At 72.0% G+C, this 12817-nt stretch carries 13 protein-coding genes; 5 read left to right on the forward strand and 8 right to left on the reverse strand.

Annotation, left to right across the window (positions count from 1 at the left end):
* Window positions 1-106 precede the first annotated feature (106 nt).
* Together AB0I51_RS16735 and AB0I51_RS16740 are read left to right on the forward strand one after the other, a co-directional pair.
* Window positions 107-2326, forward strand: coding sequence for an MMPL family transporter (locus tag AB0I51_RS16735; RefSeq protein ID WP_362975678.1), 2220 nt, complete (start codon window positions 107-109; stop codon window positions 2324-2326).
* A gap of 189 nt (window positions 2327-2515) precedes the next feature.
* Window positions 2516-3457: an SGNH/GDSL hydrolase family protein gene (locus tag AB0I51_RS16740; RefSeq protein ID WP_362975680.1), complete on the forward strand. Its 942-nt coding sequence runs from the start codon at window positions 2516-2518 to the stop codon at window positions 3455-3457.
* 654 nt (window positions 3458-4111) lie between these two features.
* On the opposite strand, the gene AB0I51_RS16745 is transcribed toward AB0I51_RS16740, so the two are convergent.
* Genes AB0I51_RS16745 through AB0I51_RS16760 form a run of 4 tightly spaced genes read right to left on the reverse strand, consistent with a single transcriptional unit; the run spans window position 4112 to window position 6112 of the window.
* Window positions 4112-4558, reverse strand: a complete 447-nt coding sequence (locus tag AB0I51_RS16745) for an NUDIX domain-containing protein (RefSeq protein WP_362975682.1) — start codon at window positions 4556-4558, stop codon at window positions 4112-4114.
* Window positions 4555-4977: an arsenate reductase ArsC gene (locus AB0I51_RS16750; RefSeq protein WP_362975684.1), complete on the reverse strand. Its 423-nt coding sequence runs from the start codon at window positions 4975-4977 to the stop codon at window positions 4555-4557. Before AB0I51_RS16750 ends, AB0I51_RS16745 begins: the two co-directional genes overlap by 4 nt.
* 17 nt (window positions 4978-4994) lie before the next feature.
* A complete protein-coding gene (locus tag AB0I51_RS16755) occupies window positions 4995-5732 on the reverse strand; it encodes an aquaporin (protein ID WP_362975686.1) in 738 nt (245 codons plus the stop codon).
* Window positions 5729-6112: a metalloregulator ArsR/SmtB family transcription factor gene (locus tag AB0I51_RS16760; protein ID WP_362975688.1), complete on the reverse strand. Its 384-nt coding sequence runs from the start codon at window positions 6110-6112 to the stop codon at window positions 5729-5731. Before AB0I51_RS16760 ends, AB0I51_RS16755 begins: the two co-directional genes overlap by 4 nt.
* 93 nt (window positions 6113-6205) lie before the next feature.
* Between AB0I51_RS16760 and arsM the strand changes: the two genes are divergently transcribed.
* Both arsM and AB0I51_RS16770 read left to right on the forward strand, forming a co-directional pair.
* Window positions 6206-6973, forward strand: a complete 768-nt coding sequence (gene arsM, locus AB0I51_RS16765) for an arsenite methyltransferase (protein WP_362975690.1) — start codon at window positions 6206-6208, stop codon at window positions 6971-6973.
* A 149-nt stretch (window positions 6974-7122) separates the two neighbouring features.
* On the forward strand, window positions 7123-7329 hold the full coding sequence (locus tag AB0I51_RS16770; RefSeq protein ID WP_362975692.1) for a hypothetical protein: 207 nt from the start codon (window positions 7123-7125) through the stop codon (window positions 7327-7329).
* Window positions 7330-7504: 175 nt separating this feature from the next.
* Here AB0I51_RS16770 and AB0I51_RS16775 read toward each other — a convergent pair whose 3' ends face one another.
* The 3 genes from AB0I51_RS16775 to AB0I51_RS16785 are packed head-to-tail and all read right to left on the reverse strand — an operon-like array spanning window position 7505 to window position 10158.
* The gene (locus tag AB0I51_RS16775) at window positions 7505-8518 is read right to left on the reverse strand and encodes an FAD-dependent monooxygenase (protein ID WP_362975694.1); all 1014 of its coding nucleotides are present in this window, start codon (window positions 8516-8518) and stop codon (window positions 7505-7507) included.
* Entirely contained in the window at window positions 8515-9045 is a 531-nt protein-coding gene (locus AB0I51_RS16780) for an isoprenylcysteine carboxylmethyltransferase family protein (protein ID WP_362975696.1), read from the reverse strand. The genes AB0I51_RS16775 and AB0I51_RS16780 overlap by 4 nt, the downstream gene beginning before the upstream one ends.
* A 45-nt stretch (window positions 9046-9090) precedes the next feature.
* Entirely contained in the window at window positions 9091-10158 is a 1068-nt protein-coding gene (locus AB0I51_RS16785) for a 3-oxoacyl-[acyl-carrier-protein] synthase III C-terminal domain-containing protein (RefSeq protein WP_362975698.1), read from the reverse strand.
* 150 nt (window positions 10159-10308) lie between these two features.
* Here AB0I51_RS16785 and AB0I51_RS16790 point away from each other — a divergent pair, with 150 nt between their 5' ends.
* Window positions 10309-11178, forward strand: coding sequence for a UbiA family prenyltransferase (locus AB0I51_RS16790; RefSeq protein ID WP_362975700.1), 870 nt, complete (start codon window positions 10309-10311; stop codon window positions 11176-11178).
* A 728-nt stretch (window positions 11179-11906) separates the two neighbouring features.
* Here AB0I51_RS16790 and AB0I51_RS16795 read toward each other — a convergent pair.
* Entirely contained in the window at window positions 11907-12746 is an 840-nt protein-coding gene (locus AB0I51_RS16795; protein ID WP_362976032.1) for a DUF1206 domain-containing protein, read from the reverse strand.
* Window positions 12747-12817: the final 71 nt, after the last annotated feature.

Raw genomic sequence — 12817 nt, forward strand, 5'->3', positions numbered from 1 at the left:
AGGGCACTCCCTCGTGACGGAGGGCCGTCGGCGGAAGTGTTGAGACCACGATCACGAACTCGATCCGGATCTCGACCGACCGCCGACGTGGAGGCCTTCCCCAGCCATGGCTACTCTCCTCTATCACCTGGGCCGCGTGGCCTTCCGGTGGCGCTGGTTCGTCACCCTCCTGTGGGTGGCGGTCCTCGGCGCCGTCGGATTCGCCGCCACCAAGGCCCCCGCCGCCCCCGACGACGGCTTCACGATGCCCGGCATCGAGTCGCAGAAGGCGTTCGACCTGCTGGAGCAGCGCTTCCCGGGCACGGCGGCCGACGGCGCGAGCGCGCGGATCGTCTTCGTCGCCCCGAACGGCGAGAAGGTCACCGCGACCGAGAACAGGGCGGCGATCGAGAAGCTGGTGACCGAGGCGGCCGACGGTTCCCAAGTCGCCTCCGCCGTCGACCCGTTCGCCGCGAAGGCGGTGAGCGAGGACGCGTCGACGGCGTACTCCACCGTCACCTTCAAGGTGAAGGCCGACGACCTCACCGGCGCCGCCAAGACCCATCTGGAGCGGGCCATCGACACGGCCCGGAACTCGGGCCTGACCGTCGAGGTCGGCGGCGACGCGCTCGCCACCCAGCCCGCGGCGGGCGGCAGCGCCGAGGCCATCGGCATCGCGATAGCCGCGATCGTCCTGCTCATCACCTTCGGTTCACTGGCCGCCGCGGGGCTTCCGCTCCTCACCGCGATCCTCGGTGTCGGCATCAGCATGTCCGCGATCCTCGCCCTGGGCAGCGCCTTCGGCCTCTCGGAGACCACCGGCACCCTCGCCACGATGCTCGGCCTCGCCTGCGGCATCGACTACGCCCTGTTCGTCGTCTCCCGCTACCGGGAGGAGCGGGCCAAGGGCCACGCGCCTCGCGAAGCGGCCGGGCTCGCGGCCGGTACGGCGGGTTCGGCGGTCGTCTTCGCCGGCCTGACCGTCGTGATCGCGCTCGCCGGACTCTCGGTGGTCGGCATCCCGATGCTGACGAAGATGGGCCTGGCGGCGGCAGGCGCGGTCCTGTTGGCGGTGCTGATCTGCCTGACCCTGGTCCCCGCGGTCCTCGGCTTCTGGCCGAACGCCGTCCTCTCCCGCCGCGACCGCAAGCAGAAGGCCAAGCGCGGCAACGGCGAGAACGGCGGCAGCCGTTGGGCCCGGATCGTCGTACGCCGCCCGATCCCCGTCCTGCTGCTCGGCGTCGTGGGCCTCGGCGCGATGGCCCTGCCCGCCCTCAGCCTCCAGCTCGGCATGCCCGGTGACGAGGCCAAATCCACCGCCACCACCGAACGCCGCGCCTACGACGACCTCGCCGAGGGCTTCGGCCCCGGCTTCAACGGCCCGCTGACCATCGTCGTGGACGCGAAGAAGGCGGGGGACGCGAAGACCGCCGTAGCCACGATCTCGAAGGAGATAGCGGCCACGGACGGAGTGGTCTCCGTCTCACCGGCCCGCTTCAACTCGGCCGGGGACACTGCGGTGTTCTCCGCGACCCCCGCCACCAGCCCCACCGACGAGAAGACCAAGCAGCTCGTCCAGACCATCCGCGACGAACGGCCGGGCATCGAGTCCCAGGCCTCCGGCGCGAGCTTCGAGGTCACCGGCACGACCGCGCTGAACATCGACGTGGCGCAGAAGGTCCAGGACGCGCTGATCCCGTACCTGATCCTGGTGGTCGGCCTGGCGATCGTGCTGCTCCTCCTGGTCTTCCGCTCGCTCCTGGTCCCGCTGAAGGCGGCGCTCGGCTTCCTCCTCTCGGTCCTCGCGGCGCTCGGCGCGGTCGTCGCGGTCTTCCAGGAAGGGCACCTGGCCTCCTGGCTGGGCGTCGACCAGACCGGCCCGATCATGAGCCTGATGCCGATCTTCCTGGTGGGCATCGTCTTCGGACTCGCCATGGACTACGAGGTGTTCCTGGTCTCCCGGATGCGCGAGGCGTACGTCCACGGGGACGGGCCCGGCCAGGCGGTGGTGTCGGGATTCCGGCACAGCGCCCGGGTGGTCGTGGCCGCCGCGCTGATCATGATGGCGGTGTTCTCGGGCTTCATCGGCGCGGGCGCCTCGATGATCAAGATGATCGGCTTCGGGCTGGCCATCGCGGTCCTGTTCGACGCGTTCGTGGTCCGGATGGCGATCGTGCCGGCCGTCCTGTCCCTCCTCGGCGACAAGGCCTGGTACCTGCCGAGTTGGCTCGACCGGATCCTGCCCCGCATGGACGTCGAGGGCGAGGCCCTGAGCCGCAAGGTCCCGGCACCGGTGACCGACCGCCCCACCGACACCCCGACCGTCCACCTCACACCGGTCCCGTAGCCGCAGGGACCGCGCAGACCGGGGCCGCCGAGAGCGGAGGCGGCCCCGCGGCGCCCGGATCCCGTGGGGACGGGGACCCGGCGCAAGTCCCGGGCCCGGCGACGGGGCACTCCCCCCGCCCGCCGCCGGGCCCGCGGACGTCCACAGTCCACAACTCACCAGCCAGAGACAGCAAGAGAGGGCACTTCGATGAAAACCTCAGTGCAGGCCGGGGTGGCCGGGCTCCTCGCCTGCGGCACGCTGCTCACAGTGGTCCTGGTCACCCGCGACGGCAACGACAACCGCACCGGCGTCACCTACTCGACCACGTCCAAGGGCCCGTACGTCGCCCTCGGCGACTCCTACACCGCGGGCCCCGGCATCACCGACCCCACCGGAACCCCCGCCGGCTGCGACCGCTCCGCCGGCAACTACCCGGCCCTCGTGGCCGCCGAACTCGGCCTGAAGGGCGGCAAGTTCCGCGATGTGAGCTGCAGCGGCGCCACCACGGCCGACCTCACGGCAGCCCAGCACACCGACAACGGCACCAACCCGCCCCAGCTCAGGGCACTTTCGTCGGACACCCGCCTGGTGACGGTCGGTATCGGCGGCAACGACATCGGCTTCAGCAAGTTGATCAAACGCTGCGTCACCATGGGCGCCCTGTACCAACTCACCGGCAGCGGCAAGTACTTCACCGAGAACGCACCCTGCGCACGCGACGCCGACGCCGGCTCCGACACCGTGGAAAAGCAACCCACCGCGGCAGGCGACCGGCTCACCCGAATCCTGACCGAGGTGAAACGCCGCGCCCCCGAGGCCCGCGTCTACGTCGTCTCCTACCCGGCGATCCTCCCGGCCGACAGCGCCGACTGCGGCCGCGGAATGTCCCTCGCACCGGGCGACGTGACCTACCTCCGCGAGAAGGAGCAACAGCTCAACACCGCGCTGCGCCAACGGGCTTCGGAGGCGGGGGTCGGCTACGTCGACACATACACCCCCTCCACCGGCCACAACGCCTGCACCGCGAAGAACACCCGCTGGATCGAACCGCTCGCACCGGAGAATCCGGCGGCACCGGTGCATCCGAATGCGCGCGGGGAGCGGGGGATGGCGGACGCGGTGCTGCGGGCGGTGCGGTCGGCGCTGTAGGAGGCGCCGTCGACCGGCGCAGGTCGGACAGGGCCTGTCCGGACAGCGCCTGATCAGCGCCGGTGGGCGGGGGCTGCTGCGTCCAACTGCAAGGCGGAGGAGGGAGGCGACGCCGTGGGGGCACCTCCCGGCCGAAGGCTGGGGGACGTCGGCGACCGACGACAACGCCGCTGGGGGTCTCCCCCACGCCTTTGGGGCAGTGAGGGAGGGCGTGCCAGACCCCGCGTCCGCGACAGGATCCGCCGGACAGGCCCCCTAGTACGCCCGTGCCGTGAGACAAGGGTCCCGGCGGAGGACCTCGCGGCTGCCGAAGAGGGTGCCGACGGCCAGTCCGGCCGCGGGCAGCAACAGCGCCGCGACAGCCCAGCCCGGTCCGGGCAGTGCGTCCGAGACCGAGATGGCAGGCCGAGTACGTCACTGAGCGGACCGGCCGGCGCCGCAGACGCGACCGTGCCGACGACCGCGCAGGATGTGACCGAAATACATGGCCGGATGGGCCCGGGATGCGCCGGACTCACCCAACGAGACACCTCTCCACGCGACGAGCCCGATGCCCGTACGGGGACTCGGAGTCCGGTTTCAGCCACGGCGGAGCCGGTCCGGTTCACACCTGAGGGCTAACCGGCCCCACCGACAGTCCGCGAGGCGCGCCGCCTACTCCCACTCGTACGGCGACACCTGCGGTTCGACGCCGTTTAGGTACTGACGTAGGGCCTGCCCGTTTCCTCGTACGAACTCCTCGGGTACGGCGTCGACCTGGACCCATCGGACCTGCGCGTGCTTGAGGGGTTCGCGGTTCTCGGGCTCGCCGGACCACTTGTCGGCGACGAAGACGACGGTGAGGAAGCCGTGCGGTGCGTCCACTCCCCTGGCGGCATGGATGAGGTGCACGACCTTCAGGGTCTCCGGCGCCACGACGATCCCGGTCTCCTCGTACAGCTCGCGCACGGCGGTCTCGGTGACGGGCTCGCCGGGTTCGTTCTTGCCGACGGGGAGGTCCCACATGCCACGGCCGAACTTGGCCTTCGGACCCCGTTGGATGAGGACGACCCGGCCCTCGGCCCTGTCGTGGACGATGACGGCGGCGACGAGAAGGGTCATGCGGCGATTCCGAGTTCGGCCAGCAGAACGCGCACCCGCCGCTCGATCTCCTCGCGGACGGGCCGTACGGCGTCCACGCCTTGGCCCGCCGGATCGTCCAACTGCCAGTCCAGGTACCGCTTGCCGGGGAAGACGGGGCAGGCGTCCCCGCAGCCCATCGTGATCACGACGTCCGAGGACCGCACGGCCTCGACGGTGAGCACCTTCGGCGTCTCGGCGGAGACATCGATCCCCACCTCCGCCATGGCCGCCACCACCGCCGGGTTGACCGCGTCGGCGGGTGCCGAGCCCGCCGACCGCACCTCGACCCGGTCACCGGCGAGGTGGGTGAGGAAGGCCGCGCCCATCTGGGAACGGCCGGCGTTGTGGACACAGACGAACAACACGGACGGACGTGGGCCGGCGGAACTCATGGGCATGGCAGGTGTCCTTGCGGTCAGGAAGGGGTGAGTTCGGGTTCGGGATCACCGTGCGGAACGACGGCTTCCGCCGTACGGACAGAGCTCCCGCATACGACGGCCACGGCGGCCAACCCGACTACGGTGCCCAGCAGTTGGGCCCCGACGAACGGTGCGACGGAGCCGGGCGCGATCCCGGCGAAGGTGTCGGTGAAGGCGCGGCCGACGGTGACGGCGGGGTTCGCGAAGGAGGTCGAGGAGGTGAACCAGTAGGCGGCCCCGATGTAGGAGGCCACGGCCGCCGGGGCGACGGAGGCGCGGCCGACCTGCTCCAGTCCGAGGACGAGCAGGATCAGCCCGCCCGTGGCGACGACCTCCCCCAGCCAGAGATGGCCGGCGAACCGGTCGTGGCCGGAGAACCGCACCAACGGCTCGGCGAACATGGCATCCGCCAGCACCGCGCCCGCGATCGCCCCGCCGATCTGCGCCGTAACGTACGAGGTGACCTCCCACGGCCCCGGCCCGGTGCCGTCACGACGGCCGGCGACCCAAGTGGCCAGGGTGACAACGGGGTTGAAGTGCGCGCCGGAGACCGGCCCGAGCAGCGTGATCAGTACGCCCAGGCCGAAGACGGTGGCGAGCGAGTTGGCCAGCAGTTGCACGCCGACGTCGTGCGACAGTTCCGTCGCCTGGATGCCGGAGCCCACGACGACCGTCACCAGCAGTCCGGTTCCGATCGCCTCGGCGGCGACACGGCGACCGAGGGACGCGGTCACGCGTGCGTGCCTTCCGCAGTCCGCGCCGTCGTCAGAAACGCCGCGAGCCGGTCCAGGACGCCGGGCAGCGCCCAGTAGTACACCCACGTCCCACGGCGTTCGCAGTCGATCAGGCCGGCCTGCCGCAGGAGCTTGAGGTGGTGGGAGATCGTCGGCTGCGACAGGTCGAAGGACGGCGTCATCTCGCACACGCAGACCTCGCCGCCCTCCCGCGAGGCGATCATCGACAGCAGCCGCAGTCGCACGGGATCGCCGAGCGCCTTGAACACCTTCGCCAGCTCGGTGGCGCGCTCGTCGTCCAGCGGCGCGGTGGCCAGGCCCGGGCAGCACGCGGCGCCTTGACCGATCACTTCAAGGGCCCCGAGCTCTTGTTTCGACATACCTCTATGTTGACGTCTTTCGATACAAGGCGCAAGCTTGCATCAACGAACGTCAATACAAGCTGGCCCACCAACTCCACCGGGAGCGACGTCATGGCCGACACGACGACCGAACACTCCACCGACCTGCGCGAAACCGTCCGCAAGCGCTACGCCGCCTCGGCCCTCAAGGTCACCGAGGGCGGCACGGCCTGCTGCGGACCCGAGCCGGTCGAGATCGACGAGAGCTTCGGCTCCGCCCTCTACCCCACCGCCGACCGGGACGCCCTCCCCGCCGAAGCGGTCGCCGCCTCCCTCGGCTGCGGCAACCCCACCGCCGTAGCCGAACTCCGCGAGGGCGAGCGCGTCCTGGACCTCGGTTCCGGCGGCGGCATCGACGTCCTGCTCTCCGCCCGCCGCGTCGGTCCGACCGGCAAGGCGTACGGGCTGGACATGACCGAGGAGATGCTCGCCCTCGCCATCGGCAACGCGGAGCGGACGGGCGCCACCAACGTGGAGTTCCTCAAGGGCACCATCGAGGCCGTCCCCCTGCCCGCGAACACGATCGACGTGGTCATCTCCAACTGCGTGATCAACCTGTCCGTCGACAAGCCCGCCGTCTTCGCCGAGACCTTCCGCGTCCTGCGGCCCGGCGGCCGTATCGGCGTCTCGGACATCGTCGCCGACGACACCCTCACCCCCGCACAGCGCGCGGAACGCGGCGACTACGTCGGCTGCATCGCCGGCGCGCTGTCCTTCACCGAGTACCGCACCGGACTCGAAGCCGCCGGCTTCACCGATGTCGACATCACCCCGACGCACCCCGTCGCGGACGGCATGCACTCGGCCGTCGTCCGCGCGACGAAGCCGGCGGCGAGCTGACCGGGGGACGACAACAGAGCGGCTCCCGCGGGGCGTTGGGGCACGCCGTATGCCCGGCCGGGCGGTGATGATGTGGCCGCCGCACCACGGAAACCGGCGCCGGCCGGATGTCCGGTTCGCCTCTCCTCCCCGCAAGGGAGCCCACGATCGTGTCCGAGCCGCCGCAGTCGGTGGAGGCCCCCGCCCTGCGGCGCTTCCTCATGGCGGATCCGGACGACTGGCCCCGGCTCTCGCCGGGGGGAGGGACGGAGGCGGTCGGCGCGGACACCCTTCAGCGGATCGTCCGCGCCACGCTCACCCGCGTCGGGGAACTCGGCGCACTGCGCATCGAGGGCTCCCGCTGCGCGCCACCATGACGCCCCCTCCTGGTGAGTGGACGGATCGTTCCGACCGCCGTGACACCAAGGGGAGTTGCGACTACGGGGCGGGACGGGCCGACTGACAGCCGACCGGCTGCTCGCGGTCAACCGGCCGTGCTGCAACCGGAGTTCGAACGGGCCGGTCGTGTACCGACAGGCCGACGCCGGTCCGCTACTGCAGCGCGTGGACCGCGGCCGAGAACAGCGGGGGCATCCGGGATGCCGCGGGGACGATGAGGCGGGCGGTGCCAGGACGGCGGCTCGCGGACAGCAGGGCTCCGGTCAGCACTCGGTGGCGTCGGGTCAGCCGGGCCCAGGCGCGCTCGTACGCGTCCGGGCGGTCCGCGGCCAGGCAGCGGACGGCTGCCCCGGCCGTCGCCAGCGCGAGGGCGATGCCCTCGCCGGTGAGGGCGTCGAGGTAGCCCGCGGCGTCGCCGACGAGCAGGACGCGGCCTGCCACTCTGCGCCGCACCCGCTGTCGCAGGGGCCCGGCGCCGCGTACCTCCGTTGCGGTCGGGCCGCGCAGGGACGCGGTGAGGGTCGGGAAGTCGGCCAGGTGTTCGTCGTAGCCGCGGCGGTTCCGGCTGAGGACGGCGACGCCCACCAGGTCGTCGTCGACCGGTGTGACGTAGGCCTCGCCGTGCCGGGACCAGTGGACCTCGACGAAGTCCGTCCACGGTTCGACGCGGTAGTGGCGGCGCAGTCCGTAGCGGCCGTGGGGGCGGCCCGGCAGTTCCAGGCCCAGCGCACGGCGCACCGGGGAGTGCAGGCCGTCGGCGGCGATCAGCCAGCGGGCCGTGGTTCCGGCGGCGGTGACCGTGTCCGCGGCCTGGCGCACCTCGCCGACCTTTCCCGGCAGCATGCGCACGCCGAGGTCGAGGGCGCGCCGGTGCAGGGCGGAGTGCAGTGTCGTACGGCGGATTCCCAGTCCGCTGCCGTCGCGGAAGGACGCTTCGGCGCGGGTGGGGCCGTCCACGTAGCGGATGCCGCGCAGTTCGCGGCCGCCGACCTCGACGCCCAGAGCGCGCAGCGCGGCGACACCGCCGGGCATGACTCCTTCTCCGCAGGCCTTGTCCACGGGCGTGGTCCGGGGTTCGACGACGACAGCCTCCAGGCCGGCGAGCGCGGCGTGGACGGCGGCGGCCAGCCCGGCGGGTCCGCCGCCGGCCACCAGGACGTCGATCACGCGGGCGCGGCGGCGGTCGCGGCGGCCAGGGCCTGGTTCTCGCAGCGGATGCGGACGGTGAGCAGGGCGGCGTTGAGCACCGTGAACGCGGCCGCGGTGACCCAGGCGGTGTGGACGAGCGGCAGCGCCACGCCCTCGGCGACGACCGCCACGTAGTTCGGGTGCCGCAGCCACCGCCACCGGTAGGGGCCGCTCGTCACCAGCGGCAGCCCCGGCACGACGATCACCCGGGTGTTCCAACGGGGGCCCAGGGTGCGGATGCACCACCACCGCAGTGCCTGCGCGCCCACCAGCACGGCCAGCATCGGCCAGGCCAGGGCGGGTACGAAGGGCCGGTCGCCCAGCCAGACCTCGGCCGGGCAGGCGACCAGCAGGCCGGTGTGAAGGGCGACCATCGCCGGGTAGTGGCCCTGTCCGGCGACGGTCGCGCCGCGGGCGGTGCTCCACCGTTCGTTGCGGCGGGCGACGACGAGTTCGGCGACGCGCTCGGCGGCGACGGCGGCCACCAGCAGTCCGTACCAGATCATGTGTCCTTGAGTCCCTTGTGTCCTTCGTGTCTTCGAGCGGCCGAACTACCAGCGCAGCAGCACCAGTTCGCAGGCGAAGCCGGGCCCCATGGCCAGCAGCACGCCCGGGGTGCCCGGTGGCGGGCGGTGTTCGGACAGGGTGTCGCGCAGTACGTGGAGCACCGACGACGAGGACAGGTTGCCCACGTCGGCCAGGTGACGCCAGGTCACGTCGAGTGCGTCGTCGGGCAGGTCGAGCGCCTCGGCGACGGCATCGAGGACCTTGGGGCCTCCGGGGTGGCAGACCCAGGCGGTCACGTCCTTCTGCTTGATCCCGTGGTCGCCGAGGAACCCCTCGACGTCGTCGGCGAGATAACGGCGTACGACATCGGGCACCTGCGGGTCGAGGACGATCTGGAAGCCGGTGTCCTTGATGTCCCAGCCCATGACACGCCCGGTGTCCGGGTACAGATGGCTGCGGGTGTCCACGATCGTCGGGCCGGCGGTCTCGTCCGGGCGGCGCGGACGGTTCGCGCCGCAGGCGACGACCGCGGCGGCGCCGTCGCCGAACAGTCCGGTCGCGACCAGGTTGGCCATGGAGGCGTCGTCGCGCTGGAAGGTGAGCGAGCACAGTTCGACGGACAGCAGCACCGCCACGTCGTCGGGCCGGCCCAGCAGGTAGTCGTGCACACGGGACAGGCCGGCGGCGCCTCCGGCACAGCCCAGGCCGAACAGGGGGAGCCGTCTGACGTCCGGCCGCAGTCCGAGGCGGCCGACCAGGCGGGCGTCGATCGAGGGGATGGCGACACCGGTGACCGAGGTGAAGACCAGCAGGTCCACGTCGCCCGGGGACAGACCGGCCAGGTGCAGTGCGTCCCGGACGGCCTTGGCGCCCAGGTCGGTGGCGGCGGCGATGTAGACGTCGTTGGCGGCGCCGAATCCGTCGAGTTCTCCGTACCGTTCGAGTGGCAGCGTCATGTGACGGGAGCCGACCTTCGCGCTGCGGTGGAGCCGGTCCAGTACCCGGCGGTCGGTGCCCTCCGGCAGGCAGGTGCGGGCCACCATGTCGGTGATCTCGGGCTGGCTGCGACGGTGTGGTGCGAGGGCACCGTGAACGGCGGCGATCCGCGTCATGTGGTTCCCGTCCGGTTGGCGACTGGAGTGAGTCGCTCCCCACGTGTTCCCCGGACCGGGACTTCGACACCACGGATCGCCCGTCCGGCCGTTCGCCCCGGAGCGCGCGTGCTCCAGCCGGGTGGCCCCGGGGCGCCTACGATCGGCCGGGTGGGCACTCCCGAGCACTTGACGACCGGCGGCCCCGGGGCGAGTTGGGCCGGCCGCGTGGTCGGCCTGGCCGGATCGTGCCACCCCGGGCCCGTCGTGGCGGTCACCGCTCTGGTGACCGCGCTCGCCGTCACGGCCGGCCAGGGCGCCGCGCGTTGTGTCCTGACCGCCGCCGCCGTACTGACCGGGCAGCTGTCCGTCGGCTGGTGCAACGACGCGTTCGACGCGCGCCGGGACATCGCCGCAGGCCGCCGTGGCAAACCCGTCGTCGACGGCACGGTCGGTGTGACGGAGGTGTGGGTGGCCGCGTACGCCGCGCTGGCGCTGTGCGTGCCGCTGTCGTTCGCATGTGGCCTGTGGGCGGGCGCCGTTCACCTGGCCGGGGTGGCGGCTGCGTGGGCGTACGACCTGCGGCTCAAGGCGACGGCATGGTCCTGGGCACCGTACGCGGTGGGTTTCGCCGCACTCCCGGCGTTCGTGGCGCTGGGGCTGGCCGGGCAGCCGTGGCCGGCCTGGTGGGTCGTCACCGCCGGGGCGTTGCTGGGGGTCGGCGCGCATCTGGGCGATGTGCTGCCGGACATCCGCGGGGATCTGGCGACGGGCGTACGGGGCTGGCCGCAACGGCTGGGCCCGGACGGCGCGCGGTTGCTGCTGCCGGTACCGCTGGTGGCCGCGTCCGCGGTGCTGGCACTGGGGCCCGCCGGACCACCCGGCAGGTGGGGTGTGGCGGCGCTGGCGGTGGCCGGCCTGGTGGCGGTGGCGGGGACGGTGCTGGGCCGCCGCCGGGAGCGGGCGGCGTTCGCGGCGGCGGTCGCCGTGGCGGCGGTGGACGTGGCGTTGCTGCTGGTGCGCGGCACCGGGATCGCCTGACCGCGCCGTCTCGCACCGTACGGAACCCGCAGGTGGCACAAGGAGTTCCCGAACTCCGCCGTGGATGCCGTCAGTTCGCGAGTCGGTGATGACCGGATGACCGAGCGACGGTGCCACCGGCCGCCCGCAGCACGGCCTGCTGATGACGGCGGACCGGGGTGCGTCGGAGTTCGGTCGCGGATGGGTCGCGGATGGTCGGACGACCAGGCCGTTGAGGGGTTCGATGCCGTCGATGAAGGTGCGGGCCAGGTCGGACAGGCGGCGGTTGTGGGCGTAGGCGAGGGCCTGGGCGATGAGTGTGCCTGCCGGCTCGAAGGGGCCGACGTCGGAGCGGAAGAGGTTTAGGCCACCGACGACCTCGTCCCGCAGCCGCGTCGTCAGGGCCTGGACCGCCGCCAACCCCCTGTGGTGGGCCGGTGCGGAAGGCTTCCAGGCGTGGGCCTTCGTCGCAACATGATCGCTCATCGTCTCGTAGTCCGTAATCGGGCCTTCGGCCGGTGGAGCGACGACCAGGGGTCTGTATGCCGTCGTCCGTCTGTCCGTCGGTTCTTCTGCCCTCGTAGAAGAGGGCGGCTTCTTCCACCGACCCTCAGGACGTGCTCGCGTCGGCCGACTTGAAACGGGCGGCTGCCTCGCCGAGGGCGCTCGGATTGGAGAGGACGCCGCGGGCGAGGTAGGCGAAGCCGTCGCAGCCGCCCTCGCCCGGTGCGGGCTGTGTTCTGTTGCTGTCAGATCTTGCGCCAGCGTGCGTTGGCCCAGGAGAAGACCCCGAAGGCGATGAGGCCGATCGCTATGACCGTCAGCAGCCAGGGGCCCGCCGGGGTGTCGGCGAATGTTCGCAGGGTGTTGTCCATGCCCTTGGCCTTGCCGGGCTTGTGCTGGACGGCCGCGGTGATGGCGAAGCCTCCCGCGGTGGCGAATACGATGCCGCGGGCCGTGCCGCCGGACACGCCCAGGAAGGTGACGACTTGACGCGTCTTCGGGGACATCTCCGCCATCTTGAGGTGCTTCTCGAACTTGCGCAGGAGGGCCCGGACGGCGATCCACAGGCCGGCAGCGGTCACCGCGGCACCGGCGATGCCGACGATCCACTGCCCGCCGGGCCAGTCCAGCGCCTTCGCCGTGACGTCCTGGGAGTTCTTGTCGGAACTGCCGCTTCCGCTGCCCTTGTCCCCGGCCGCGTAGGAGAGAACGGAGTACGACACGAATCCGTAGAAGACGAAACGGCCCGCCGCCATCGCCCTCTTGCCCGGTTTGTCGCCGTCGGGGCCCGCCTGCCCGAAGGCGGCCTCGGACAGCCGCCACAGGGACATCCCGGCCAGAGCGATCCCCAGCAGCCACAGCAGCACCGTGCCGAAGGGCTTTTGGGCGATCTCGGCGATCGCGCCACCCCGGTCGGCCTGCTCACCCCCGCCGAAGAAGGCGATCCGCAGGGAGAGGACGCCGATCAGTACGTAGATGACCCCGCGGGCGACGAAGCCCGCGCGGGCCGCCGCCGCGACCGTCTTGCTGTTCGCCGCACGGTGGGCCTGTCCCTGCCCGCGTGCCGTTGCCGATCCAGTAGCCATGCCGTTCCGGATGCCCGCGAAGTACGAGGGCATCCGGGTTCTGTCTCCCGGCTCGGTGTCCAGGAAAGGTG

It is taken from the genome of Streptomyces sp. NPDC050549, from assembly GCF_040655035.1.
GTDB lineage: Bacteria > Actinomycetota > Actinomycetes > Streptomycetales > Streptomycetaceae > Streptomyces.